Annotated in this window: 23 protein-coding genes and 1 tRNA gene; 5 read left to right on the forward strand and 19 right to left on the reverse strand. The window is 59.9% G+C overall.

Annotation, left to right across the window (positions count from 1 at the left end; genetic code table 11):
• Positions 1-35: 35 nt before the first annotated feature.
• Both B5G03_RS02045 and B5G03_RS16960 read right to left on the reverse strand, forming a co-directional pair.
• Positions 36-112 (reverse strand) — tRNA-Asp (locus tag B5G03_RS02045).
• 17 nt (positions 113-129) lie between these two features.
• Positions 130-336: a hypothetical protein gene (locus B5G03_RS16960; protein WP_140401621.1), complete on the reverse strand. Its 207-nt coding sequence runs from the start codon at positions 334-336 to the stop codon at positions 130-132.
• On the opposite strand from B5G03_RS16960, the gene B5G03_RS02050 reads away from it, so the two are divergent.
• Positions 335-718, forward strand: coding sequence for a hypothetical protein (locus B5G03_RS02050; protein WP_087180145.1), 384 nt, complete (start codon positions 335-337; stop codon positions 716-718). The genes B5G03_RS16960 and B5G03_RS02050 overlap by 2 nt on opposite strands.
• Positions 719-794: 76 nt before the next feature.
• Here the strand turns inward: B5G03_RS02050 and B5G03_RS17300 are convergent, their stop codons facing one another.
• The 6 genes from B5G03_RS17300 to B5G03_RS02080 form a co-directional block, all read right to left on the reverse strand.
• A complete protein-coding gene (locus B5G03_RS17300; protein ID WP_087180146.1) occupies positions 795-2,078 on the reverse strand; it encodes a hypothetical protein in 1,284 nt (427 codons plus the stop codon).
• A gap of 17 nt (positions 2,079-2,095) precedes the next feature.
• Positions 2,096-3,328, reverse strand: a complete 1,233-nt coding sequence (locus B5G03_RS02060; protein WP_140401624.1) for a hypothetical protein — start codon at positions 3,326-3,328, stop codon at positions 2,096-2,098.
• Positions 3,329-3,440: 112 nt separating this feature from the next.
• Positions 3,441-4,619, reverse strand: a complete 1,179-nt coding sequence (locus tag B5G03_RS02065; protein ID WP_087180148.1) for a hypothetical protein — start codon at positions 4,617-4,619, stop codon at positions 3,441-3,443.
• Complete coding sequence (locus B5G03_RS02070; protein ID WP_087180149.1) at positions 4,616-5,362, reverse strand: hypothetical protein; 747 nt, start codon at positions 5,360-5,362, stop codon at positions 4,616-4,618. The genes B5G03_RS02065 and B5G03_RS02070 overlap by 4 nt, the downstream gene beginning before the upstream one ends.
• Positions 5,359-6,759: a sensor histidine kinase gene (locus tag B5G03_RS02075; RefSeq protein ID WP_087180150.1), complete on the reverse strand. Its 1,401-nt coding sequence runs from the start codon at positions 6,757-6,759 to the stop codon at positions 5,359-5,361. The genes B5G03_RS02070 and B5G03_RS02075 overlap by 4 nt, the downstream gene beginning before the upstream one ends.
• Positions 6,756-7,415: a response regulator transcription factor gene (locus B5G03_RS02080; protein WP_087180151.1), complete on the reverse strand. Its 660-nt coding sequence runs from the start codon at positions 7,413-7,415 to the stop codon at positions 6,756-6,758. The genes B5G03_RS02075 and B5G03_RS02080 overlap by 4 nt, the downstream gene beginning before the upstream one ends.
• A gap of 216 nt (positions 7,416-7,631) precedes the next feature.
• On the opposite strand from B5G03_RS02080, the gene B5G03_RS02085 reads away from it, so the two are divergent.
• The 4 genes from B5G03_RS02085 to htpG all read left to right on the forward strand — a co-directional run bounded on the left by B5G03_RS02085 (position 7,632) and on the right by htpG (position 11,562).
• Entirely contained in the window at positions 7,632-8,006 is a 375-nt protein-coding gene (locus B5G03_RS02085) for a GntR family transcriptional regulator (RefSeq protein WP_058966647.1), read from the forward strand.
• A gap of 4 nt (positions 8,007-8,010) precedes the next feature.
• Positions 8,011-8,865, forward strand: coding sequence for an ABC transporter ATP-binding protein (locus tag B5G03_RS02090; protein WP_087180152.1), 855 nt, complete (start codon positions 8,011-8,013; stop codon positions 8,863-8,865).
• Positions 8,862-9,518: an ABC-2 transporter permease gene (locus B5G03_RS02095; protein WP_087180153.1), complete on the forward strand. Its 657-nt coding sequence runs from the start codon at positions 8,862-8,864 to the stop codon at positions 9,516-9,518. The genes B5G03_RS02090 and B5G03_RS02095 overlap by 4 nt, the downstream gene beginning before the upstream one ends.
• A gap of 121 nt (positions 9,519-9,639) precedes the next feature.
• Complete coding sequence (gene htpG / locus B5G03_RS02100; RefSeq protein ID WP_087180154.1) at positions 9,640-11,562, forward strand: molecular chaperone HtpG; 1,923 nt, start codon at positions 9,640-9,642, stop codon at positions 11,560-11,562.
• A gap of 228 nt (positions 11,563-11,790) precedes the next feature.
• Here htpG and B5G03_RS02105 read toward each other — a convergent pair whose 3' ends face one another.
• The 11 genes from B5G03_RS02105 to B5G03_RS02155 all read right to left on the reverse strand — a co-directional run bounded on the left by B5G03_RS02105 (position 11,791) and on the right by B5G03_RS02155 (position 24,778).
• Entirely contained in the window at positions 11,791-13,113 is a 1,323-nt protein-coding gene (locus tag B5G03_RS02105; protein WP_087180155.1) for a pyrimidine-nucleoside phosphorylase, read from the reverse strand.
• An 18-nt stretch (positions 13,114-13,131) separates the two neighbouring features.
• Complete coding sequence (locus B5G03_RS02110) at positions 13,132-14,076, reverse strand: ABC transporter permease (protein WP_087180156.1); 945 nt, start codon at positions 14,074-14,076, stop codon at positions 13,132-13,134.
• 3 nt (positions 14,077-14,079) lie between these two features.
• Entirely contained in the window at positions 14,080-15,147 is a 1,068-nt protein-coding gene (locus tag B5G03_RS02115) for an ABC transporter permease (protein ID WP_087180157.1), read from the reverse strand.
• On the reverse strand, positions 15,140-16,639 hold the full coding sequence (locus tag B5G03_RS02120; protein ID WP_087180411.1) for an ABC transporter ATP-binding protein: 1,500 nt from the start codon (positions 16,637-16,639) through the stop codon (positions 15,140-15,142). Before B5G03_RS02120 ends, B5G03_RS02115 begins: the two co-directional genes overlap by 8 nt.
• Before the next feature lie 205 nt (positions 16,640-16,844).
• Positions 16,845-17,687 carry a YjjW family glycine radical enzyme activase gene (locus B5G03_RS02125; protein ID WP_087180158.1) on the reverse strand — a complete coding sequence of 281 codons (843 nt, stop codon included), beginning with the start codon at positions 17,685-17,687 and terminating at the stop codon, positions 16,845-16,847.
• A 1-nt stretch (position 17,688) separates the two neighbouring features.
• Entirely contained in the window at positions 17,689-19,230 is a 1,542-nt protein-coding gene (locus B5G03_RS02130; protein WP_087180159.1) for a YjjI family glycine radical enzyme, read from the reverse strand.
• A gap of 278 nt (positions 19,231-19,508) precedes the next feature.
• Positions 19,509-20,582, reverse strand: a complete 1,074-nt coding sequence (locus B5G03_RS02135; RefSeq protein ID WP_206423592.1) for a BMP family lipoprotein — start codon at positions 20,580-20,582, stop codon at positions 19,509-19,511.
• 201 nt (positions 20,583-20,783) lie between these two features.
• Positions 20,784-21,197 carry a cytidine deaminase gene (locus B5G03_RS02140; RefSeq protein WP_087180161.1) on the reverse strand — a complete coding sequence of 138 codons (414 nt, stop codon included), beginning with the start codon at positions 21,195-21,197 and terminating at the stop codon, positions 20,784-20,786.
• Between the two features lie 2 nt (positions 21,198-21,199).
• Positions 21,200-21,919, reverse strand: coding sequence for a purine-nucleoside phosphorylase (gene deoD / locus B5G03_RS02145; protein ID WP_087180162.1), 720 nt, complete (start codon positions 21,917-21,919; stop codon positions 21,200-21,202).
• A 56-nt stretch (positions 21,920-21,975) separates the two neighbouring features.
• Positions 21,976-22,764: a tyrosine-protein phosphatase gene (locus tag B5G03_RS02150; RefSeq protein ID WP_087180163.1), complete on the reverse strand. Its 789-nt coding sequence runs from the start codon at positions 22,762-22,764 to the stop codon at positions 21,976-21,978.
• A 31-nt stretch (positions 22,765-22,795) separates the two neighbouring features.
• Positions 22,796-24,778: a fructose-1,6-bisphosphatase gene (locus tag B5G03_RS02155; RefSeq protein WP_087180164.1), complete on the reverse strand. Its 1,983-nt coding sequence runs from the start codon at positions 24,776-24,778 to the stop codon at positions 22,796-22,798.
• Positions 24,779-24,849: the final 71 nt, after the last annotated feature.

A 24,849-nucleotide genomic window follows, 5' to 3' on the forward strand; every position in this document is an offset into this window, starting at 1 on the left:
GGATGCGCTCTACCGACTGAGCTATAGCAGCAAGATGGCGACCCGGATGGGGCTCGAACCCACGACCTCTAGCGTGACAGGCTAGCGTTCTAACCAACTGAACTACCGGGCCATCTTTGTGTTGCCGCATCAGCGACGTTGTTTATTATACGGCATGAAAAGAGAAATGTCAACAGCTTTTTTCACATTTTTCAATTTTTTTCGAACTCGTTTTTCCGCCCTCTTTTGCCCTGTTTTTTCTGGCAGCAAAGGCACAAACCTGTTATAATGAAAAAAACAAACGCCGCCTGCCCTGCCGCCTGTTTGCGGCCCGGCTGCGGGAAGGGAAACTGCCATGAACATTTCTGCCAAACAGCTGGCGGGTGCGCACTGCGGCCGCCGCTACGAAAAGGAATACCTGAACAAATTCCGCGACTGCCTCTCGTTCTATTACGACGGCAAGGTTCGCTTTGAACGCTTCTGCTACGGCGAGGGGGCTTGCTTTGTGTTCGGCGTATGGGCCAGCATCTCCCCGGAGGGTGTGCTCAGCTACCAGCAGCCCTTTGACCCGCTGGTAGACCCCGACGCTCTGCCCAAGGCCCTGACCGGTCAGGAAGGCGATGTGCTCTACTTCGACAACCAGCGCTGGAAATGGGAGGTAGCCTCCGACTTTACCTCCGACGCAAAAAACGGCTACACCCCTTTTAAGGTAAAGCTGGGCAAACTGCTGGGCCGGTAACCGTTTTCCATTTCAATCAACAGCCCGCCGGGTAACGCGTTTTGCATGCGCTGCCCGGCGGGCTCTTTTTGTCGCTTTAGAATTTGTGGTTTGTTTCCAGGGTCAGACAATCCGCCGCACCCTCCCGGTATTGTTCCGGTGTGCAGACGCCCAACAGCGTCTCACTGGTCCGGCTGGTGATCCGCTGGCCGGTCTGGTCGGTATAGCTTTCCTCATATTCCAGATCCCCCAGATCCACGATCAGGCGGCCATCCTCCAGAACATCCAGCACCATCGCAGGCCGCAGATATCCGTTGTGGCTGGTCTGCCGCCGGATTTCCACAGAGTCTCCGTCCCTTTCCATATAAAAGGGTTTCGCCTCGCCGTCCTGAATGAAATTGCAGATAAGCACATCTCCCACACAGGCCGATCCCTCAGTAAGTTGCAGGCCTTCCGGAAGCCGGGCAAACGGCTCCGTCTCGCCGGTGGCAAGGTCCAGCCGCTCCATGGTCCCGGTGGTAGAATCAAAGCAAAAAGTTTCTGTTTCGCCCATATCCGTAACCAGGAAGGACTGTCCGCCCTTCGCTTCGGCAACGGTGCGTACCGTTCCATCCCACTGAACCAGGCAGAGCTCCCTGTGCTGCACCACCTGGGTCTGCCCCTCCATCCGGTGCTCCCACCGAATGGCAATCATCCCCTGCTCCGTACAGCGCCCGGTAAGCGAAAGCGTTGCGGGCAGCTGCCAGAAAGCCGCCGTGGATGCCTGACCGAAGCCTTTGGCCGCATCCAATTCGATGCGTATCAGGGAAACGTTGACACTTCCGTCCTCCTGCCACTGCTCCCAGAGATAGTACACCGCAATTCCATCGGTGTAAAACGTACTGGCAGGGCGGTTAGGCAATGGCGTCGCCGGGCAGACCACCGCCCCGGAAGTGTCCCTCAGCTCCACTGCCGCCGAGGGCTCCGTCCCCTGCTCCTCCAATAGACCATACCGGCCATACACAAGCACCAGACGGCCGTCCTCCATGGGCAGCACCTCGACCCCGCTTTCGCAATCCAGCCAGGCGCCGCAGCTTTCGTCCTGATGGGCACAACCCGGTTTGCTGCAAAACGCCTGCCGCTTGCCGGTGTTCAGGTCCACGGTCTGCAAAATTTCCCCTCTGCCCTGCTGGGCGGTCACCGTCGTATACATGGTGGTGCCGTCCAGCTGCCAGAGATCCCCATCCCAGCTGAGCTGCCGCAGGCTTGTCAGATCCGCTTCGGGAACACTGCTTTGTGCGGCAGAGGCCGTTTTTTCGTCAACCGTTTCCCTCTCTGTCCCACAGCCTGCCAATAGCAGCAGACAAGCCGCCAGAAGGGCCAGGCCGGTTCGTTTGTGCATTCCTTTCACACTCCCCTTTAAAATACTCCCTGGATGGGCAGGCAATCCGCACCGCCTGCCATGTACTGCTGCGGTGTAAACAGGCCGTAACTGTATTCGCTGGTCTGACCGGTAACCAGTCGGCCGTCCTTATCCCGGTAGCTGGTTTCCACCATGGTTTCGCTCAATTCCACCAGCAGCTTGCCGTCCATCACTGCCGACGGGACCGCCGGGCGCACCACACCGTTCCGGCTACTCCAACGGGCGACCGGCTCCACCGTTCCATCCCCGCTTATGGCAAATGCCTGCTGTTCTCCTCCTTCCCGATACGTACCCACATACAGAGTACCTTTCAGCCAGAGCGGCGTACCCGTCAGCGAAAGCCCCGGTTCCAGCCGGGCAGTCTGCACGCTCTCTCCGGTGGCAAGCTCCAGCCGGTCCAGCTGACCGCTCACATTGTCGTACAAACAAACCGTTGCCTCCGGCTCCAGGCTGCCAGAATACTGGGCTGTCCAGAACACCTGCTGGGGCTGCGCCTGCCGGATGGTGCGCACGGCTCCATCCCAGCACAATTCACTGAGGAGCTGCCCCTCGTCAGTCAATTGACAGACCAGCAGTCCCTGACCGGTGGTCTGGCCGGTGAGGATGGCCGTATGCTCCAGCTCCCAGACGGTCGCCTCTTTCATTTGGCCGAATTCTTCGCCCGGCCGGGTGTGAATCCGGTAAAGCCGGTAGCGAGGCAGCCAGCCGGACCGGTACCAGCGCTCCTCCCGCACCACATACAGGTCCTTTCCATCGGTATAAAAGGCCGAAGGGGACCAGCCCTGCCCTTCCTCCGGCAAAGCGGTGGCATCTTGAAGAAGCGTGCCATCCGCCGCCCGCAGCTCCACCGCTGCTGTGCCGCCCGTCTCCTCATTGGTCAGGTAATACAAAACCAGATTCCCGTTATCCAGGCAGTTCACATAGGGCAATATGCCCCGTTCTTCCACCCAGGCCGGGCAATCCGCACCGCTGTGGGTGCAGCCCGCCTTGGGGCAAAGCGGCGCACAGCGGCCGTCGGTCAGGTCGATCGTTTGCAGAAACGCTCCCTGGCCGCTGCGGCTCACGGTGAACGCGGTCTTACCTGCAACGCACCAGTCCACGCTGCCGCTGCCGCTGGTCTGGCGCAGTGTACCCACCGCGTTCGGCTGCTCACTTTCCCGCCTTTGCGCCCCGCAGCCTGCCAGGAGGAGAAGCCCCAGTGCCAGCGCAGCGATTCTTCTTGTCATCATTCCTACTCTCACATTCCCCGCTCCGATTCCACCATTATATAGCTCGTATCGCCGTTCAAGTATTGCTCCGGGGTGAAAATTCCCCACAGGAACTCGCTGGTCACGCCTTCTGTCAATTTGCCGTCATCATCCAGGTACTGCTCCGAAAACTCGTTTTGATCCATTTGCACCAGGAGCCGGCCGCCCTCCAGTGCCTGCCGCACCACCGGGCTCTGCTGCCTGCCGTTGAGGACAATCTGCAGCGGGCTGCGTTGGGCTGCCCGCCCTGCTGCACCGCGAAGGTGAAATCATTCTGGGCACCGTCGCTCACATTGCAGAACAACCAGCCATCCGTGAACACCGCCCCTTCGGTCAGCAAAAGGCCGGGCTGGAGCTGCGCAAAAGGACTGTATTCACCGGTTTCCAGATCCACCTGTTCCAGCATGCCGGTATCGTAATCATAGCGGAAGGCCGCTGCCTGCCCGCTGTGCGGCAGCCATAAGGCCTGCCGCTCCCCAGCCTGGGCCAGGATGCGTTGACCACCGTCCCACGCAAGCTCATACAGCACACCGCCCATCGGGATTCGCACGCCGTCCACGCCCTGTTCAAACGTTGTTTTCGCCGCGAGGATCCCGTTCTTCGTACAGATTCCGGGAAAAAATCTCTCGCTGTCATTTTCCCAGTGGGCGATCTCCTGTTTTTGCCCAAAGTTCTCGCTTTCCAAACTGATTCGCACCAGAACATGGGTGATCACTCCGTTTTCCGTCTGCGAATACTCCCGGTGAACCAAATAAAGCCCTACGCCGTCGCTGTAAATCACACCCTCCAACGTCTCCGGTTCCACCGAAGCGGAACGCAGTACCCGGCCGGCTTCGTCTCGTAGCTCCAGTGTGAGCGGCTCCTCCTCTCCCGGTAGCCCCCGCCCATACAGAAGAGCAAGAGTTCCATCCGGCAGAGGGCACAGGTAGTCATCGTTACCCAGTTCCAGCCAGCCGTCGCAGCTACGATCCGTGTGGGTACAACCCTTCTTTGCGCAGAAAACTTCCCGTTCTCCGGTTTTCAGGTCGACAGCCTGCCAAAGAAATCCTCCGTCCACCTGCACATCCCCTTTCAGCCACGCGGTGTCGCCCCAGGTGCTGCACACACTGCTTCCGCTTACCGGTGTCATGGTTCCGTCAGGCTGCCATACCTGCTGTTCCGCCTGCTGCTCCAGCGAAGCCGGTGCTTGCCCAGCTGATTCCGTGGAGCCGGTTTCCGCAGCCCCGCAGCCCACCAGAAGCAGCAGCGCGGCCGCTTTTCGTTTGCCGTTCATTCCGCTCCCTCCTTCTCATTTGTTGCCGTGGCCACCTGTTCCGTCGTTTTGTGCTCAGCGCCAAGTGCGACGCCGCCCCGGTCCAACGCGTACACATACAGCTGTGCCGCCGGAGAATAAGCCGCGGCAAGATGGCCGTCCTCGCCGGAAAGATCCTGCCAATCGGAAAATTCCGTTACCTGCAAAAATCGCTTGTATCTCTCCAGCAGCTCGGCCGCCCGTGCCTGGCCGCTTGCGCCGCTCCACTGAAACCGCACCACCTCGCCGCCGGGGCCCAGCTCCAGCAAGAGGCTATCCGCCTCTTTGCTCCACTCATAGCGCATGAATCCGGCCGCATCCTGCAGCGCGTTTTTCCGGATATCTGCTTTCTCGCCTTCAAGCAGCGCGTATGCGGTCGCGGCTAGGGTGTCGCTCAGCAGGCCTTCGCTTTGCAGCTGTTCCACCACTGCACGGATGGTCTGTGCCTGCTCCTCTTCGGTTTGCTCCAGCGGCTGCCAGCCGGTGGAATCCCATTCCGGCGTGGTACCCGCCAGAAACTGCCTGTCATACAGAAGCTTTGCCAGCCCGTTCTCCCGCCCCTGGCCGGAAAGGGCATTTTCTTCCGCCGGGCGGGCATGGGTGGTTTGCAGCAGCCTTGCCTGCTGCAGGGTGCAGAAGGCAGAGGGCAGCGCCATGCAGGCCAAGCCCAAAAGCAGCGCCACCGCACAGGAAAAAGCGATTCGGATTCGCCGATTCTTGTTCATTCCCCCGCCTCCTTTAATGTAAAACGTACCGTTGTACCCTCGCCGGGCTGACTCTCAAATTCCAGTCGGGTACCATGAAGCCGGGCGATCCGCGCGCACAGCGCCAGGCCAAATCCGCTGCCATTCTGTGCTCTGGCGCGGGACTTATCCACCATATAAAAGGGCTCGGTGATGCGTTCCAGCTCCTTTTGCGGAATTCCTCGGCCCCGGTCACGTACCGTAATCTCCACCTGCCCGTTTTTTCTGTGAGCCGTGATGGATATTCTGCCATCCTTCGGCTCGGCCCGCATTCCGTTGTTGATCAGGTTTTCCAGCAGGGAGGTGAGCAGGTCCTCGTCCCCCAGCACCCGGCCCGCTTCAAAGCCCTCCCAGCACAGCCGGACCGGGTATTCCGCGGGCAGCGCGCGGGCGGTCCGTTCCGCCAAGGCCGCCAGGGCCACCGGACGCAATTCCAGGGTCTTGTGCTCCGGGTCCAGCGCCATGAAGGTCATCAGCTTGGCGCTCAGCGATTCCAGCCGTTTTGTCTCGTGATAAATGTAATTCGCCGCCCGCTGGCGTACCTCCGGCTTCACCTCGGCGCTGCGCATCAGGTCCGCATAGCCCAGCATGCTGGTCATGGGCGTTTTCAGCTCATGAGTGAAGGCGCTCACAAAGTCCTCCCGCTGGTGCACCGCCAGGTCCAACTGATTGGCTCGCTGCTCCACCGCCTCGGCCATGGCATCAAAGCTGGCGGCAAGGCTGGCCACCTCGTCGGCGCCGGTCATGCCGGTACGCCGGTCATAGGAGCCCGCCGCGATGGCCCGGGCGGATTCCTCCAGGGCTTTCAGCGGGCGGGTCAGGCGGCGGCTCACCGCCCACACCGCCAGCGCCACCCCGGCAAAGGCAATCAATTCCAGCCGTGCAAAGCCCGCCAGCTGCTGGTTCCGCAGCTGGAACACACTGCTCACATCGCAGCTGCTCACCAGCCACAAGGTTCTGCCCTGCCACTGCACCGGGCTTGCGAACAGCTGCCAGACCTTCGCCCCCTCTTGGGCGTAGGTCATCCCGTCCTCTCCAGCATCCAACGCCCGCAGCACCGGCTGCCAGCCGTTTTCCATTCCGGTGCCGGAATAAAGAAACGCGCGCTCTACGCTGAGGATGGCCAGCCCGACCCCCGCCTGTGCAGTACGCTGCTGCCCGTAGAGGACCACCAATGGGGGCTGCGTCTCCAGATTCGGGGTCTCGATCATGGCCTTTTGCAGCTGGTAGCACTCCGCCCGGTGGACGGCCACGTTCTGCTGCGCCGCCGCCTGCAGCTGGGCGGAAAACCCGCTGCCGATCAGCCAGGCCGCGCCCAGATTCAGCAGCAGCGCCAGCAACAGCAGAATGACGAGCGTCAGTTTTGCTGCCAGTTTCACGTTTCCACCTCCAGCAAATAACCGATCTTATATACGGTTTTAATCTTGTCCGCAAGGCCCAGCTTTTTGCGCAGGCGCTGGATGTGCAGGTCCAGCGTGCGGCTGCCTGCTTCCTCCTCGCCGCCCCACACCCGTTCGTACATCACGTCCCGGTAGAGGGCAATGCCCTGGTTGCGCAAAAGCAGCACCAGTAGATCGAACTCCCGGGGCGTGAGAGCCACCGGCGCACCGTCCTTTTCCACCCGGCGGGCCGCCGGGTCCACCACGACGCCAAAGGCCCGCAGCAATCCGCCGCCCCGGCCTGCCCGGCGCAGTACGCTTTCCACCCGGGCCAGCAGCTCCAGCGGCTCGAAGGGCTTCACGATGTAATCGTCCGCTCCCATGCGCAGGCCGCGTACCCGGTCCGCCAGCATGCCCTTGGCGGTCAGAAAGATCACCGGCGTTCCGGTGGGGCGGATGTATTCCATCAGCTCATAACCGCTGACGCCAGGCAGCATGATGTCCAGCAAAATCAAATCATATCGGCCGGTCTCGATTTTATCCGCGGCGGTCTCGCCGTCCAGCGCAATCTCGCACCGGTAGCCCGCCTGCAATAAAGTAAGCTCGATCAGCTCGGCAATGGGGCGTTCGTCGTCAACGATCAAAATCGGGTTCATCTGGGGTTCCTCTTTTCGTTTCTGCGTGGGCGGGGCCCATCCTGTGCTTTGATGATACCTGCCGCTCGTATCCAAATTGTATCACGTCCGCATCCGGCCGTTGGCGTTTTTCAAATTTTTTCTGCTGCGGCCTTGACAACTGTGTATATACGCGTATATACTGTATATGTCAGATATGTACAGTCTGATAAATCAAAGGAAAAGCGAGGAAGACTGATGGAGATCTACATCAGCAATTCCAGCCCAAAGCCGATCTATGCCCAGATCACCGACCAGATCCGCGCCGCCATCTTTGACGGCAGGCTCAAGGAGGGCGAAGCGCTGCCCAGCATCCGGCTGCTGGCCAAGGAGCTGCGCATCAGCGTGATTACCACCAAGCGGGCCTATGAGGACCTGGAAAAGGCCGGGTTCATCAACACGGTACCCGGCAAGGGCTGCTTCGTTGCGCCCCAGAACATGGAGCTGCACCGGGAGGAGACCCTGAAAAAGATGGAGGGATACCTGCAGCAGGCGGTGGACACCGCGCTGGCCGGAGGCATCAGCAAGGCGGAGGTGCTGGCAACATTGAACTTGTTGTTGGAGGGAGACTGATTCTATGGAAAACGCGATCTGCATCCGCGGTCTGTGCAAGCATTACAAGGATTTTTCGCTGGAGAATCTGGACCTGACCGTGCCCACCGGCACCATCGTGGGCTTTGTGGGAGAAAACGGTGCAGGCAAAACCACCACGCTGAAGGCCATCTTCGGAGCCATCCGCACCGACGGGGGCAGCATCGAGGTGCTGGGCTGCACCGACCCTAACCGGCTGGACAAATCCCAGATCGGCGTGGTGATGGAGGATTCCTTCTTTTATGAGACGCTCACGCCCCGCCAGGTGAACAGCATTATGAAAAGCCTGCAGCCCGGCTGGGACAGCGGCGAATTTGCCCGGCTGCTGAACGCCTACCAGCTGCCGGAGAAAAAGCTCATTAAGGATATGAGCAAGGGCATGCGGATGAAGTTCCGGCTGGCCACCGCTCTGGCACACAAGCCCAGGCTGCTGATTCTGGACGAAGCCACCAGCGGCCTGGACCCGGTGGTGCGCGGCGAGGTGCTGGACTACCTGCGGGACTATATTCAGGACGAAAACCACAGCGTTCTGATGAGCAGCCACATCACCAGCGATCTGGAAAAGGTGGCGGATTCCATCGCCTATCTGCACAAGGGGCGGCTGCTGTTCCAGATGGACCGGGACGAGCTGCTGGAAAAGTACGGCGTTCTGCGGTGCAGCCCGGAGCAGCTGGATGCGCTGGACACCCGGGTCAAGGTGGCCACCCGCAAGACGGGTTTCACCTGTGAAACGCTGGTCAGCGACGTGGCCGCCGCCCGCCGGACTCTGCCGGACGCGGTGATCGACCGGGCCAGCATCGAGGACATCATGCAGTTTTATACCGGGAGGGATGCACAATGATCGGCCTGCTGAAAAAAGACTTTTTCATTCTCTGGCATGCGTACCACAAAAATCTGGCCCTGGTCCTGGTGCTTTACAGCGCCATGGCTCTGGCGATGGACTTCACTTTCATGGTGTTCTTCTTTGCCTGGATCTCCGGCTTCTATATTCTGAGCGGACTGACCATCGACAACTACTCCAAATGGGACCTGTACGCCGCCAGCCTGCCGGTGAGCAAGCGGCAGCTCGTAGGCGCCAAGTTCATTCTTATTACCTTGGCGCTGCTCATCAGCTTTGCCATCGGCACACTGCTGTGCAGTCTGCTGGCTCTGTTGAAGGGCGAGCCTTTGCTGGAAAACCTGTTGAGCCTGCTTGCGGTTTCCTTTGTCTGCCTTGCCTACTTCGGCGTTTCCCTGGTGCTTTCCTACAAGTACGGCGTGGAGAAGGCCCGCACCACGGTACTGCTGGTTGCGGCGGCATTGTTTGGCTGCGTGATGGTACTGGACAAACTGGATCTGCTGCAGGATGTGGCCCTGCCTCCCCTGCTGCAAACGCTGTTTCTGGGGGATCTGGCCGTTTGGGGCTGGGCCGTGGTGATGCCGGTGGGCTGCATCGTGATGTATCTGCTCTGCTGGGCCATTGCCACCCGCATCTACAGCCGCAAGGAGTTTTAAACTTTTTGTGAACCCCCTTGCAGTTTGTTTCAAAAAGGTGTATATTAGATTAGCACTCAAATATAACGAGTGCTAATCTTTTTTGTTTTATAATACTTTTTCATAAAGGGAGCGTTCAATCATGGCTGTAAAAGAATTTAAGGCCGAAAGCAAAAAGCTGCTGGATATGATGATCCATTCCATCTACTCCAACAAGGAGATCTTCCTGCGCGAATTGATCTCCAACGCCAGCGACGCCATCGACAAGCTCTATTTCAAGAGCCTGACCGACCACAGCGTCACCACCAAGAAAGAGGATTACCAGATCCTGCTGGAGCTGGACAAGGCAAACCGCACCCTGACTCTGACCGATAACGGCATCGGCATGACCAAGGAAGAGCTGGAGGAGAACCTGGGCACCATCGCCCGCAGCGGCAGCCTGGACTTCAAAAAGGACAACAAGGCCGAGGACATCGACATCATCGGTCAGTTCGGCGTGGGCTTCTACTCCGCCTTCATGGTGGCCAGCCGGGTCACTGTGATCAGCCGCGCCTTCGGCAGTGACACCGCCTGGCAGTGGGAGAGCACCGGTGCTGAGGGCTACACCATCACCGAGGCCGACAAGGAAGACGTGGGTACCAAGATCATCATGGTGATCAAGGAGAACGCCGAGAACGAGAACTACGACGAGTTCCTGGACGAGTACAACCTGGTGCACATCGTAAAGAAGTACAGCGACTATGTGCGCTACCCCATCCGCATGGAGCGGGAGAAGACCCGCGCCAAGGAGCGCCCCGCCGATGCCGGTGAGGATTACAAGCCCGAGTACGAGACCTACACCGAGCTGGAGACCCTGAACAGCATGGTCCCCCTGTGGAAGCGCAGCAAGAGCGAGGTAACCGACGAGGAATACAACCAGTTCTACAAGGATAAGTTCTACGACTTCACCGATCCCGCCCGGGTGATCGTGAGCCGCACCGAGGGCACTGCCACCTATAACGCTCTGCTCTTCATCCCCGGCCATGCTCCCTTCAACTACTACAGCCGCGACTACGAAAAGGGCCTGCAGCTGTACGCCTCCGGCGTGCTGATCATGGACAAGTGCGCTGACCTGCTGCCCGACCATTTCAGCTTCGTGAAGGGCATTGTGGACAGCCAGGACCTGAGCCTGAACATCAGCCGTGAGATGCTGCAGAAGGACGGCCAGCTCAAGCTGATCCGCAACAGCCTGGAAAAGAAGATCAAGAACGAGCTGAACGCCATGAAGAACAACGACCGTGAGAAGTACGACGAGTTCTTCAAGAGCTTCGGCCGCCAGCTGAAGTTCGGCTGCTACGAGGGCTACGGCATGAACAGCGACCTGCTGAAGGATCTGCTGCTCTTCCACAGCGCCAAGGAGAACAAGCTGATCAGCCTGCAGGAATACGTGGACAAGATGCCCGAGGACCAGAAATACATCTACTACGCCGCCGGCGATTCCACCGAGCGCCTGGCCAAGCTGCCTGCCGCCGAGCTGGTGCTGGATAAGGGCTACGACCTGCTGCTGCTCACTGAGGACGTGGATGAATTCTGCCTGCAGGTGCTGCGCCACTACGGCGAGAAGGACAAGGAGAAGGAATTCAAGAACATTTCCAGCGGCGATCTGGGTCTGGAATCCGAAGAGGAGAAGAAGGCCGCCGAGGAGGCCAGCGAGGCCAACAAGGATCTGTTCGAATCCATGAAGACCGCGCTGGACGGCAAGGTCACCGCGGTGCGCCTGTCCACCCGTTTGAAGAGCCATCCGGTCTGCATCGCCAGCGAAGGCCCCCTGAGTCTGGAGATGGAGAAGGTGCTGAGCTCCATGCCCAACAGCGGCGACATGCCCGCGCCCAAGAGCGAAAAGGTGCTGGAGCTGAACGCTTCTCACCCGGTGTTCGAGACTTTGAAGAACCTGCAGGCAAACGGCGAGACCGAAAAGCTGGGCAAGTACGCGAACATCCTGTACAATCAGGCGTTGCTCATTGAGGGGATGCCCATCGAGGACCCCGTGGCCTACGCCCAGGCTGTGTGTGAGCTGCTGAAGTAATTCCGGCTTCTCCCAAAAGCAAGCATAACAAAACCGTCCGGTATCGTCAGCAATGCTGACCGTACCGGGCGGTCTTTTCATTTTCCTTTTCTCTATTCACGGTTTCGTTCCGAATGCCCTATAAATCGGCAGTAAGCCAGAACCACAACGCATTTTCAAACAAAAGTAAAGCCCGGCGGAAGAATTCCGCCGGGCTTTGTGTGTTTTCTTCTGGAATTGCGCAGGTTCTTAGAACCGCTCCACGCCTTCCTCGGTCACACGGGCCATGACCAGTGCGGGCACCGGCTCCGGCTCGGAGCCGAAGGTGAGGGCCGCGCGGAACATCTCCTCCGCCGCGGCAAACTTCTCCTCATGATCCGCATACAGGGTGGCCAGGCACTCGCCCTGCTCCACCTTGTCGCCGGTCTTTTTGTGCAGCACGATGCCTGCCGCGAAGTCGATGGCATCCTCTTTGGTGATGCGGCCCGCGCCCAGGCAGACACTGGCGTTGCCCACCATTTCGGTGTTCATCCGCACCAGATAGCCGCTCTCAGCTGCAATCAGCGGACGGCTGAACTTCGCCTTCTGGAACTTGTCCGGATCATCCAGCACCGACACGTCGCCGCCCTGAGCGGCAAACATCTGCTTGAGCTTCTCGTAGGCCGCGCCGCTGGCAACAGCCTCCTCCGCCATGCGGCGGCACTCCTCCAGCGAGCCCTTGCCCGCCAGATACAGCATGTTGGCGGCCAGCTGGTAGCAAACCTCGGTCAGGTCCGCCGGACCGTGGCCCTTGAGCACCTCCACCGACTCGATGACCTCCAGGCTGTTGCCGATGTTGTGGCCCAGCGGGGTATCCATATCGGTGATAAGGGCGGCCACCTTACGGCCGTTGTGCTGGCCGATGCTTACCATGGCCTTTGCCAGCTCGATGGAATCGTCCAGCGTCTTCATGAAGGCGCCGTTACCAGTCTTCACATCCAGCAGGATGCAGTCGGACCCGGCGGCCAGCTTCTTGCTCATGATGGAGGAAGCGATCAGCGGTACACAGCCAATGGTGGCGGTCACATCCCGCAGGGCGTACATCTTTTTGTCCGCCGGGGCCAGGTTGCCGCTCTGGCCGATCACGCTGATGCCGATCTGGTTCACCTGAGCGAAGAAACGCTCCCGGTCCACGGCGGTCTGGGTGCCGGGCACGGCTTCCATCTTGTCCACCGTGCCGCCGGTGTGGCCCAGGCCGCGGCCGCTCATCTTGGCGATCTTCACTCCGCAGGCAGCCACAATGGGCGCGATGACCAGAGTGGTCTTATCGCCCACGCCGCCGGTGGAATGTTTATCGGCCTTGATGCCGGAGATGGCGGAAAGGTCCACCATATCGCCGGAATGAGCCATCACATCGGTGAGCTGGGCAGTCTCCTTTTCGGTCATGCCTTTCAGGTAGATGGCCATGAGCAGTGCGCTCATCTGGTAATCCGGCACCTGGCCGTTTACGAAACCCATCACCGCAAATTCCAGTTCTTCGCGGCTCAACACGCCGCCATCGCGTTTTTTCGCGATAATATCAAACATACGCATAGGGCCGCAGCCTCCTTGTTATTTTGCTTTCACGTAGGGCTTGCCGTTGGCGGAAGGCACATGAGCCTTGCCCACGAACAGGATCAGAACCACCACGGTGACCACATAGGGGATCATGGAGATCAGCTGGGCGGATACCATCGCGTTGCTGCCCACGACCACGCGGATGCCGGAACACATGCCGAACAGCAGGCAGGCGATCATGGCGCCCTGGGGACGGAACTTACCGAAGATAACGGCAGCGATGGCAATGAAGCCCTGGCCCACGATGGAGGTGGGGCGGAACTGGTTCATGGTAGCCATGGTCACGCAGGCGCCGCCCAGACCGGCCAGGAAGCCGGAAATGCAAACAGCAGAGAACCGCATGCGGATCACGTTGATGCCCAGGGTATCACAGGTCTCGGGATGCTCGCCGCAGGCCCGCAGGCGCAGGCCGTAACGGGTCTTATAGAACACGAACCACACGATGACCAGCACCACGAACACCAGGTAGGTGGTGGCATAGGTGGAGAACACGTTCTTCATGAAGTTATCCCACACGCTGCCGCCGGTAAAGGCGTCAGCAAACAGGGTGGGGATCTTGCTGCTGGAGTCCAGAGGCGCCGTGTCGGAAGAATTGAACAGCGCCTTGGCCATCAGCACAGCCACGCCGGGAGCCAGGAAGTTGATGGCGGTACCGGAAATGGTCTGGTCCGCGTTCAGCTTCACAGTAGCCAGCGCGTGCAGAGCGCCGAACAGCATGCCCGCCAGGCCGCCGCAGATAAAGGACAGCCAGGGGTTGCCGGTGTAATGGCCGGTGGCCGCGCCCACGAAGGCGCCGATGGTCATCATGCCCTCGATGCCGATGTTCACCACGCCGCTCAGCTCAGAGAAGCAGGAGCCCATGGCCGCGAACAGCAGCGGAGGGGTGAACAGCAGGGTGGCGTAAATGATGATGCCAAGGTTGTTTACGATCAGATCCATTGCTCAGGCCTCCCCCTTCTTGTTGTTCTTGCGTTTTTTCACGAAGCGGAACACATGGGAGATGGCGATGAAGAACACGACCGTACCCATGATGATGTTGATCACCTCAGACGGGGCGCCGATCAGGTTCAGCTTGGAGCCGCCGTACTTCAGCGCGCCGTAGAACAGGCCGGCGAAGAACACGCCGATGGGATTGGAAGCGCCGATCAGAGCCACGCTGATGCCCTGGAAGCCGAAGCTTTCCTGGGCGGTGAAGATGCTGATACGGCTGCCCATGCCCAGCAGCTGGATCGCGCCGCCCATGCCGGCCAGCGCGCCGGAAATGGCCATAGCGATGTAGATGGACTTGTTCACGCTGATGCCGCCGTATTCCGCAGCCGAGCGGTTGAAGCCCACCGCCTTGAGCTGGTAGCCCAGGGTGGTCTTTTCGATGATCACGTAAACCAGGATCACCGCCAGCACCGCCAGCACGATGCCCCAGTTGGAGGCGGGGCACAGAGCGTCCAGCCAGGCCTTGGGGAACAGGATGCGGGCAGCGTCCTGCACGTTCTTGGTGGCCTCGGCGTTGCCCTCGTTGTGAATCATGGGCAGGTCAGCGATGTAGTTGGACAGGTAGAAGGCGATCCAGTTGAACATGATCATGCTGAGCACTTCGTTGATGCCCCACTTGACCTTCAGGAACGCCACGATCAGGCCCCAGGCAGCGCCCACGGCCAGAGCCGCCAGGAAGCACAGGGGAACCAGAATGATGGAGGGGGCGGGCACCAGAATACCCACCACACAGGCCGCCATGGAACCCATGACGAACTGACCCTCGGCACCGATGTTGAACACGCCGGTACGGAACGAGAACGCCACTGCCAGACCGGTGAAGATCAGCGGGGTGGCATACACCACGCTGTAAGCCATGTTGCGCACGCTGCCGAACACGCCGTCGAACAGCTTGGCATAGGCCTCAACGGGGCTGATGCCCATGGGCAGCAGGAACAGTGCGCCCACCACAAAGCCCAGCAGGATCGAGAACAGAGTCACCAGGAACTTGCTGTTCAGAAATTTTTCTACTTTATTCATCCGCCTTACCTCCTGCCATCCACAGGCCAAGGGTATTTTCGTCCGCATCTTTGCCGGGCAGACTGCCGTTGATCCGCCCGTCAAAGATCACGTCGATCTCGTCTGAAAGGCTGATGATCTCATCCAGCTCGAAGGACACCAGCAGCACGGCTTTGCCTTTGTTGCGCTGCTCCACGATGTACTTGTGCACATACTCGATGGCACCCACGTCCAGGCCGCGGGTGGGGTTCACCGCGATCAGCAGGTCCTTGTCGTTGGTGACCTCGCGGGCGATGATGACCTTCTGCTGGTTGCCGCCGGACAGAGTGCCCGCGGGCTTGTTCAGACAGTCGCGGGGGCGAATGTCGAACTTTTCAATGGCTTCCTGGGTGAAGCTGTTCACCGCGTCCATCTTACGGATACCGCGGCTGGAATATTTGTCCTCGGCAAAGTTCTGCAGGACCATGTTGTCGGCCACGCTGAACTCCAGCACCAGGCCGTGCTTCTGACGGTCCGCCGGAATGCTGGACACCCCATGCTCGAAGCCGTAGCGGGGCGGTTTGTTGAAGATGTCGGTTCCGTTCACAGTGATGGAACCCTTGGTGGCCTTGCGCAGGCCGGTGATGCACTCCACCAGCTCGGTCTGGCCGTTGCCGTCGATGCCCGCAAGGCCCAAGATCTGGCCCTTGCGCACCTGCAGGTTCAAGCCGCGCAGAATCTCCACGCCGCGGTAGTCCACCGCGTGCAGGTCCTTCACGTCCAGAACCACATTGCCGGGCTCCTGCTCCTGCTTGTCCACCTTGAAGTTCACGTTGCGGCCCACCATCATGCTGGCCAGATCGTCCTCGCTCACCTTGTCCACTTCCACGGTGTTGATATACTTGCCCATACGAATGATGGTGCAGTAATCCGCAGAGGCCTTGATCTCCTTCAGCTTATGGGTGATGAGGATGATGCTCTTGCCGTCTGCCGTGAGGCTGTGCATGATGTCGATCAGCTCGCTGATCTCCTGGGGAGTCAGCGAAGCGGTGGGCTCGTCCAGGATCAGGATCTCCGCGCCGCGGTACAGCGCCTTCAGAATCTCCACGCGCTGCTGCATGCCAACGGAAATATCCTCGATCTTCGCGTCGGGGTCCACCGCCAGGCCGTATTTCTTGGAAATGGCTTCCACGTTCTTGCGGGCGGTCGCCATATCCAGCATGATGCCCTTCTGAGGCTCCATGCCCAATACGATGTTCTGCGTGACGGTGAAAGGCTGCACCAGCATGAAGTGCTGGTGAACCATGCCGATGCCGGCGCTGATGGCCTTTTTGGGGCTGTCCATGTGGATCTTCTGCCCCTTGATATAGATTTCACCCGAGGTGGGCGGATACATGCCGTACAGCTGATTCATCAGCGTGCTCTTACCGGCGCCGTTCTCGCCCAGGATGGCGTGGATCTCACCCTTGTGCACGGTGAGTTGGATGCCGTCGTTGGCGGTGAATTCACCGAATTTTTTGGTGATGTTCCGCATGTCCACCACGACAGTGTTCAGGTCCAGATGTGGATTGTGCAAAAATAAGCCTCCTTTTCGCCCTGCGCCCCGCACGCGTCATCGGCCTGCGCGCGGGATGCAAAGCGGTCTCATATCCGGCGGGCGCCGCCCGGTTTGCAAGCGGCGCCCATCGGTTCCGGGAAGGGTGTGTACTCTTCCCTGTTTTCCAGGAATATCGCGGCGATCAGGTGATCACCACATCGCGGATGCCCTGGCTACGGGCCAGATCGGCCAGCTGCTGCAGGTATTCCGCCGTGGGCTGCTGCAGGCGCTGCTTCTCGCTTTCCCGCACGCCCATGGGACGGTAGCAGATAATTTTATAGCGCATGGAGTGTTTGTCCTGCCAGGGGGCCGCCACAGCCGACGCTTCGCGCACTGCGGTTTCTGCGTCGAAGAGACCGGGCACCACCACGGTGCGCAGCTCCTCCAGCTTGCCCGCCTGGGCCAGAAATTCCAGATTCGCCCGCACCTGGGTGTTGTCCACCCCGGTAACGGCCTTGTGATCCTCGCTGGTCCAGGCCTTGATGTCCAGCATTACGCCGTCGGTCACGGCCAGCAGCTGGGGATCGGCGGAGAAATCATAGCTGCCGTTGCTGTCCAGCAGGGTGGACAGGCCTTCGGCTTTTGCAATGCCCAGCAGCTCCACCAGGAAATCCCGCCAGCGGGTGCATTCTCCGCCGGAAACGGTGATCCCGCGAATGAACGGCACATTCTTGCGCACTTCCGCCATGACCTCCTCCGGGGTCAGGGAACGAACCCGGGGCGAGGAGCTATTGGGGCACTGCTTGAAGCAGGCGTCGCAGAATACGCACTTGGTGTAATCGTAGCAGACCTTACCGTCCTGCATGGAAAGCGCGCCCACCGGGCACACCTTCACGCACTCACCGCAATTCACGCACTGGTTGATGGTTTCGGGATTATGGCAATACAGGCAGTTGAAGTTGCAGCCCTGCAGGAAGATCGCGGTGCGGTTGCCCGGCCCGTCCACCGAACTGAACGGGATGATCTTGTTTACCAGCGCTTTCATATCAGCGCACCCGGCGGTCCTGAGCGTGGCAGTTGCGGGTGGCGCCAAGGGCCAGGCCGGTGGTGTTCAGCAGCACGTTGTGCCCCTCGGCCAGCTTCTCGATCTCAGAACGCTTGGCCAGGTAGCCGGTCACACGGATCACGTCGCTGTCGCTGCCGTAGAAGCTCAGGTAGCGGATCTCCAGATCAAAGGAGCCGCGGATGATGTCCAGCAGGAACTTGTGGTTCTTGTGTACGGTCAGGTCCACCGGGAAGATATCGCCGGCGCCGGAAACGAAGTACTTATGGAACAGATTGATGTTCTTCAGGTGGTCGATCAGCTCGGCAGGCTCCTCGCCAACAGGGATGCGGGTGCCGGGAGTGCTGTTCTTGTCGTAGTCCATACCCACCTGGGCGTGCAGCAGGTAATGACCGCCGGTGGCCTCGCAGTAGGGGGCGGGATGGGCGTTGCAGAAGGCGTTGATCTGCTCCATGATCTCCACGCCCAGCTTGTCTGCGGCCTCGCTGTGGCCGAAGCGGCCCTCGATGCCCTCCTTGGCCAGCAGGTCGTTCACACACTCAGCCATGCCCACCAGGCCGAACATGGCGCTGAAGCGGTCGCGATGGAGCAGGCCCTCTTCCACCAGGAAGTTGCTCTCGAAGAAGCCGCTCTCCTCCACCAGGAAGCGAACGCGGGCGTCCATGTAGCGGGCCATCACGTCCATCACGTAGGGCAGCTGGTTCTCCTTAAAGTCCTGGATGTTCTTGCTGCGCTTGGCGATGCCGGCCAGCAGCAGACGGCACAGGGTGTACGATCCGCCGCCCTTGTACAGGCCGTTGTAGCAGCTGGCGATGCAGTAATCATCGCCCAGTTCACTGCGGAACATACGGTCATTGGCAAAGCTGGGCTTGGCGCAGCGCAGCGCACACTCAATGCCAGCCATCAAGAACTCGTCCGAGGTGTCCTTGCTCACGCGCATGGTCAGGTTGGGCACTGCATTCTGCAGCTCGGCCTCCACTTCCATCAGCAGCATGCCCGCGCGGGTCATGGTGGGGCCGATGTTGGCGTGACAGAAGGAGTCCAGGATGGTGCGATCCACGCTGGTGAGGAACAGGCGCAGCGCCTTCTTCACGGTCTCGTCGTCCAGATCCTTCACAAAGGGCTCCAGCAGCAGGTCCAGATCGCCGATGTAAACGGGATAGTTGGTGATGCTGGGCACGTTGTGGTACAGGATCTGCAGGCTGTTCAGCGCCTCAAACAGGTCCTTCGGGGGGTCCAGCTGCAGGAATGCGCTGCCCTGCTTCATGAACTTGGGATAGTCCGGGCAGATGTAGCGGGGACGGTAAGGTGCGTCGCCCTCAAACAGGTTACAGATGCAGCGGTCCTCCTGAGGGCAGTACATCAGCTCATCCAGACCTTCCGGCTCGTCCAGTACGGTCAAAAAGTTTTCGGCGTGGCGGGCAAGATAAGTCACCTTCTGCTCATGCGTAGCGGTCTTATCCTTCAAAGTGGCCAGAATTTCGGCGCGCTTTGCCTCCACGGTCTCCATTGAAATGCTTCTCATAATCAAGCATACCCTCCCTTGATATCAGCTTTGTAGCTTATCCAGAGCCGGCAAAAAAGCCAACTTTTTTTCAGTATTATTGTATCAAAAAGACCGCCTTATTTCAACACGGAACACGTGTTTCCTACTAAACAGACTGAAATTCAATCGCCCTTTTGTTCAAAAAACCGAAAGTAGTACTTTACACCTTTTTCAGTGCAAAGCCGCGACTCTTTTCCTTCCCAAAAAAAGAGCCGCGCACCACAAGGGTGCGCGGCTCTTGCAAGCCAGAAATACGCTTACTTCAGGGTGAACAGGCCGTCGCCCAGCTCGTCGGGAGTGGAGGGAACGGTCACTTCGCCGGCAATGATCTTGGCCTTGGCGTCCTCAACAGCGGTCAGCATCTCTTCGGTCAGCAGATCGCGGGTGGGAGACAGGTCAACGCCGCCGTTCTCCAGGCTGTACAGGTGCACGCCGGGAGTGAAGGTGCCGTTGGCAACTGCCAGAGAGATGTCCTGAGCAGCGATGTCAACGCGCTTCATAGCAGAGGTGATCACGGTTTCGGGGGCCAGAGGAGCCTGGTCGGTATCAACACCGATGGCGTATACGCCGTTGGCCTTGCAGGCCTCGATCACGCCGTTGCCGGTAGCGCCGGCAGCGTGGAAGACCACGTCAGCGCCCTTGGTGATCATATCGGTGGCAGCGGTGTTGCCGCCGGTGGGATCGCCGAAGCTGTTGGCGTTGAACTGCAGAACGGTAGCCTCGGGGTTCACGGACTTAACGCCAGCGATGAAGCCGCAGCCGAACTGGTTCATGGAATCGGAAACCATGCCCTGCACGTAGCCAACGGTGTTGGACTCGGTAGCCATACCGGCCACGATGCCCACCAGGTAGGAAGCCTCAGCCTGAGAGAACATCAGGCAGGCAACGTTGGGCAGATCGATGGAAGCGTCGTCGATGATGGCGAACAGCTGATCGGGGTTGGCCTCGGCGGCAGCCTTGGTGGCCTCAGCCAGCATGTAGCCAACGCAGATGATCAGGTCGGTGCCCTCGCTCAGGTAGGTCTCGATGTTGGCGCTGTAGTCAGCATCGGTCTTGGACTCCAGGTAGCTTACCTTGATGTTGGGGTTCTCCTCGGCCAGAGCCTGCAGGCCCTCCCAGGAGGTCTGGTTGAAGGAACGGTCATTTACGCCGCCTACGTCGGTGATCATACCAACGGAGAACTCCTTACCGGAGGTCTCCTCGCCGGAAGCAGCAGTGGAAGCAGCCTCGGAAGAAGCGCCGGTGGAAGCGGGAGTAGAGGAAGCGCCGCCGCAAGCCACCATGGACAGAGCCATAGCTGCTACCAGTACGATCGAGATCAGTTTTTTCATGATTCAATCTCCTTTGTTCTGTTGTGGAAAACCGCGTCGCAAGCGGGCCGCGGTTTTTGGGGAAATTCCCCACTAGCTATTTTATTATAGCCATAGAGGTGACAAATTTCAACCAGTTCCAGCAAATACAGGGCATTACAATTTGTTAACATTAACCAAAATAAGTCGTACTTTGCTGTCATTTGGAGGCTTTTTCTGCACTCAGGCCAAATCCTTGGGACCAAAGTTGTAGGGCAGCAGTTCGCCCAGCGTCACCTCGGTCCAGCTGTCCGGTCCGGTGACCAGCAGGATGGGCATATCCAGCTCGCAGAATTCATTCAGCGCCTGGCGGCAGACCCCGCAGGGACCGGTCACCGGGAAGGGCGGCTGCTGACCGGCGGGCGCGCCCACCACAGCCAGCATGGAAAATTCCCGCGCGCCCTCGCTCACGGCCTTGAACAGAGCGGTGCGCTCCGCACAGTTGGAGGGGGTGTAGGCGGCATTCTCGATGTTGCAGCCGGTGAAGACCCGGCCGTCCTTTGCCAGCAGCGCAGCGCCCACATTGAAATGGGAGTAGGGCGTATACGCCATTTCCCGCGCCTGGATAGCCAGGCGTGCCAATTCAGCCTTCTCCATGCTTACACCTCCGCGCCCAGCGCGATCTTCATCATGTTGGTGAAGCTGAGCTGACGCTCCTCAGCGGTGGTGGCTTCGCTGCTCACGAAGCTGTCGGAAATGGTGAGCAGGCAGGCAGCCCGCTTGCCCAGCACATTGGCATTGTGGAACAGGGCGAAGCTCTCCATCTCCACGGCCACACAGCCCTTTTCATCCCGCAGACGTTCCCAGTAGGTGGGATTGGTGCGGTCGTCATGGCGGTAGAACACGTCGCTGGAATGGATCACGCCCTCCACCATGGGGATACCCAGTTTGGCAGCGCTGGCGCGCAGTGCGTCGCACAGCTCGGTGCTGGGGGCCAGGGTGTCGTCCTCGCAGCCATTCTGGGTGCGGGCATAGCTGCTCTCGGAATAGGCGCCGGTGGCCAGCACCACATCATAGATCTTGGCCTTGTCGGTGTAGGAACCGGCGGAGCCGATGCGGATGATGTTCTCCACGCCATACTGGGTGTACAGCTCATAGGAGTAGATGCCGATGGAGGGCATGCCCATGCCGCTGCCCATCACGCTGACGGGGCGGCCCTGGTAGGTGCCGGTGAAGCCCAGCATGCCGCGCACATCATTGAACAGCACCGGGTTCTCCAGGAAGGTCTCGGCAATGAATTTGGCACGCAGGGGGTCGCCGGGCATGAGAACGGTTTTTGCGATCTGGCCCATTTCGGCTTTGTTGTGAGGGGTAGGCATAGTGTGTCAACTCTCCTTTTGCTTTGGTTGCTTGTTTGCGGCCGGGAACCCCGGCCTTATTCCAGGCACCGGTCCCGCAGCAGCCGCAGCTGCTCTGGACCCATGCCATATTCGGCGGCAAAAAAATCTTCCATGCAGGCATAGCGCCGGTCGATGGCGTCGAACACTGCCTGCATGCTCTCCGGCCGCACCCCGCTGACCGATTCCAGAATGGGGCGCAGCTCCGGTTCCCGCTCCAGCTCGCTGCGGTATACCTCCAGGCATTCCCGCACCGCGCCGGGGCGGCAGTCGTTGGTGGCCAGAAAATCCGCCATCACCGTTTCCCTGCTCGCGCCCAGCGCCAGCAGAATCAGCGCGGCGGCAACACCGGTGCGGTCTTTCCCCGCGGAGCAGTGAAAGAGCAGCGGCAGCTCACCGGCCAGCATTTCCCGGAAAATTTCCCGGTAGGCCGGGTTATGGAAGGGCAGCGCGGAATAGATCGCCTCCATCTCCTGCGAAAGAGCCCGCAGTCCGTCCGCGTCCAATTGCAGGGAATTGTTGGCGTCGATGGGCAGTTCCCCGCCCCCGGCGTCCCGGATGGCCCCGATGTCGTGGCGGCGCACTCCGGCAAATTCCGGGTCCGGCTTGCGCGCCCGCTCCACGCCGGAGCGCAGATCGCACACCACCCGGATGCCCAGTGCTTCAAACCGCTTGCGGTCCTCTTCACTTGCAATCTGGCACAACGCGCCGCTGCGCCAGAACAGGCCTCGCTTTACCCGGCGGCCGTCCGCCGCGGGCCAGCCGCCCAGCTCCCGGAAATTCTCCGCTGTTTCAAAGGGCAGCGGTGTGCCCGGAGTCCATTCCATCGGTCTCACCTCTTTATTTGCATCTGACCGGTCAGGTCTTTTCCTTGACCAGACCCATCTGGTAAGCCTGCACCAACAGCTTCAGATCTTCCACATCCGCGGCAAGACGACGGCCGTTATCGGTATCGCCCACCAAAGTGCGCTTTTCGCAGGTCTCAAACACCTCCACGGTGGAGGCAATATCCAGGTTTTCCCGGATGGCCTTTTCCGCGCTCTCGAAGGGCTGGTGCTGCCGCAGCGACATGCCCCGGCTGTTGTACACCAGAGTGTAACCGGCGATGCCGGTCTTTTCGTGATAGGCACGGCAGAAGCCGCCGTCGATCACGATCAGCCGGCCCTCCCCCTTCACCGGGGTTTCGCCGTTTGCCGCGCGTACCGGCACATGGCCGTTCACGATGTGGCTGTGGGTTTGATCCAGCCCGAACTCCGCCAGAATGGCCCGGGCCATCTTGGAATCGTTCACATGCCGGTAATAGGGGTTCTTGGTCTCGGTATGAGTGGCCGGGTCCTCCACAAAGAGCCGCTCGAAGGTGGTCATCTTGTCCCGGCCGTAAAGGGGCGACAGCTTGCCGCACCACAGATACCACAAAAAGTCCGCGCCGCTCTGGCGCTCGGCGCTGCCCTCGGGGGCGAAATAGCCCCGCCGGGCCCGCTCGTCACAGTAATCCATCAGCGCCCGGCCTGCATAGCCGTGCTGCTCAAAGGTCTCCACCGCAAAGCTGCCGCTCTCGGTCAGGGGCACCGCGCCGTGGAACAGCAGGTTGCCGTTTTCAATGTGGTATACGCCGCCCTTGGAGAACAAAAAGCGCACATGACGCTGCAGCCGCTCACTTTCCATAAAGCTGCGCTGCAGAGCCTCCATGACCTCCTTCTCCTGACGGGTGAGCCGGGCGGGGTCCGCCGGATTCACGGTGGGGAAATCATCATCCCGCAGGGGATAACACTTACCCTCCACCTCCACGGTGCCTTCCCGGTAATTGATGTGCCGCAGGAAATCCCGCCCTTCCAGCTCAAAATCCGGGTTGCGGTCGATGACCTGGCACTCCAGCTTGAACATAATGATGGCGATGGCCTTGTGCATGCGGGCGGTGCGGATCAGCTCGCTGCGGTGATAGGGACCGCGGGCCTCGTCGGTGCGGGGATAGAAGTGATGCATGTCACAGTCCCGGTATTCGCTTTCGGCGAACAGGGCCAGCGGCCGCAGGTTGATGCCGTAACCGTCCTCCAGGGCTTCCAGATTGTTATAGGCCAGGCTGGTGCGCAGCACGGTGGCGATGCAGATGGGGCTGCCCGCGGCCGCGCCCATCCATACCACATCATGGTTGCCCCACTGGATATCCACCGAGTGGTGGTTCAGCAGCTGCTCCATGATCTGGTCCGGCCGGGGACCCCGGTCGAAGATATCGCCCACGATGTGCAGCTTGAACACCGCCAGATTCTTGATGAGAACGCACATTGCCTCGATGAAATCGTCGGCCCGGCCCACATCAATGATGCTCGAGAGGATCTGGTCGTAGTAAAACTCCTTGTCGTGGTCCTCAAAATGGGCGTGGAGCAGCTCGTCCAGAATATAGGCGTAATTCTTGGGCAGGCGCTTGCGCACAAAGCTGCGGGTGTGCTTGGAGGAAACCACACGGCACACATCAATCAGCCGGTAGAGGGTCTGCCGGTACCAGCCGTTCAGGTCGGTCTGACGCTCCTTCAGCTCGTCCAGTTTCTGGGCCGGGTAATAGATCAGGGTGGCGAACTCCGCCCGCTCCTGGTCCGGCACGCCGGGGCCCAGCACCCGGTCCACCTTTTCCTTGATGACGCCGGACGCGTTGTTCACGATATGGGTAAAGGCCTCGGCCTCGCCGTGCAGATCGCTCATGAAATGCTCGGTGCCCTTGGGCAGCTTTAAAATGGCCTGCAGGTTGATGATCTCACTGCTGGCAGCGGCGATGTTGGGGTATTCCCGGGCAAGCAGCGTGAGATATTTCAGGTTTTTGCGCGCCCGGGCGGATTGATCCTGCACTGGCAGCGCCTCCTTTCAAACAATGATTTTTCGCTCCGCTGTGCTGAAATTGCACCTGACGCGGACGATAA

This window comes from Gemmiger sp. An50 (genome assembly GCF_002161595.1).
Taxonomy (GTDB): domain Bacteria; phylum Bacillota; class Clostridia; order Oscillospirales; family Ruminococcaceae; genus Allofournierella.

Coding starts and splice junctions, on each gene's coding strand:
- B5G03_RS02135 (WP_206423592.1), bottom strand. CDS start 20,582: ATGAAAAAACTGATCTCGATCGTACTGGTAGCAGCTATGGCTCTGTCC.
- B5G03_RS02070 (WP_087180149.1), bottom strand. CDS start 5,362: ATGAACAAGAATCGGCGAATCCGAATCGCTTTTTCCTGTGCGGTGGCG.
- B5G03_RS02125 (WP_087180158.1), bottom strand. CDS start 17,687: ATGAAAGCGCTGGTAAACAAGATCATCCCGTTCAGTTCGGTGGACGGG.
- B5G03_RS02120 (WP_087180411.1), bottom strand. CDS start 16,639: ATGCGGAACATCACCAAAAAATTCGGTGAATTCACCGCCAACGACGGC.
- B5G03_RS02105 (WP_087180155.1), bottom strand. CDS start 13,113: ATGCGTATGTTTGATATTATCGCGAAAAAACGCGATGGCGGCGTGTTG.
- B5G03_RS02110 (WP_087180156.1), bottom strand. CDS start 14,076: ATGGATCTGATCGTAAACAACCTTGGCATCATCATTTACGCCACCCTG.
- B5G03_RS02060 (WP_140401624.1), bottom strand. CDS start 3,328: ATGATGACAAGAAGAATCGCTGCGCTGGCACTGGGGCTTCTCCTCCTG.
- B5G03_RS17300 (WP_087180146.1), bottom strand. CDS start 2,078: ATGCACAAACGAACCGGCCTGGCCCTTCTGGCGGCTTGTCTGCTGCTA.
- B5G03_RS02130 (WP_087180159.1), bottom strand. CDS start 19,230: ATGAGAAGCATTTCAATGGAGACCGTGGAGGCAAAGCGCGCCGAAATT.
- B5G03_RS02065 (WP_087180148.1), bottom strand. CDS start 4,619: ATGAACGGCAAACGAAAAGCGGCCGCGCTGCTGCTTCTGGTGGGCTGC.
- B5G03_RS02150 (WP_087180163.1), bottom strand. CDS start 22,764: ATGGAATGGACTCCGGGCACACCGCTGCCCTTTGAAACAGCGGAGAAT.
- B5G03_RS02140 (WP_087180161.1), bottom strand. CDS start 21,197: ATGGAGAAGGCTGAATTGGCACGCCTGGCTATCCAGGCGCGGGAAATG.
- B5G03_RS02095 (WP_087180153.1), top strand. CDS start 8,862: ATGATCGGCCTGCTGAAAAAAGACTTTTTCATTCTCTGGCATGCGTAC.
- B5G03_RS02085 (WP_058966647.1), top strand. CDS start 7,632: ATGGAGATCTACATCAGCAATTCCAGCCCAAAGCCGATCTATGCCCAG.
- htpG (WP_087180154.1), top strand. CDS start 9,640: ATGGCTGTAAAAGAATTTAAGGCCGAAAGCAAAAAGCTGCTGGATATG.
- deoD (WP_087180162.1), bottom strand. CDS start 21,919: ATGCCTACCCCTCACAACAAAGCCGAAATGGGCCAGATCGCAAAAACC.
- B5G03_RS02115 (WP_087180157.1), bottom strand. CDS start 15,147: ATGAATAAAGTAGAAAAATTTCTGAACAGCAAGTTCCTGGTGACTCTG.
- B5G03_RS02090 (WP_087180152.1), top strand. CDS start 8,011: ATGGAAAACGCGATCTGCATCCGCGGTCTGTGCAAGCATTACAAGGAT.
- B5G03_RS16960 (WP_140401621.1), bottom strand. CDS start 336: ATGGCAGTTTCCCTTCCCGCAGCCGGGCCGCAAACAGGCGGCAGGGCA.
- B5G03_RS02080 (WP_087180151.1), bottom strand. CDS start 7,415: ATGAACCCGATTTTGATCGTTGACGACGAACGCCCCATTGCCGAGCTG.
- B5G03_RS02050 (WP_087180145.1), top strand. CDS start 335: ATGAACATTTCTGCCAAACAGCTGGCGGGTGCGCACTGCGGCCGCCGC.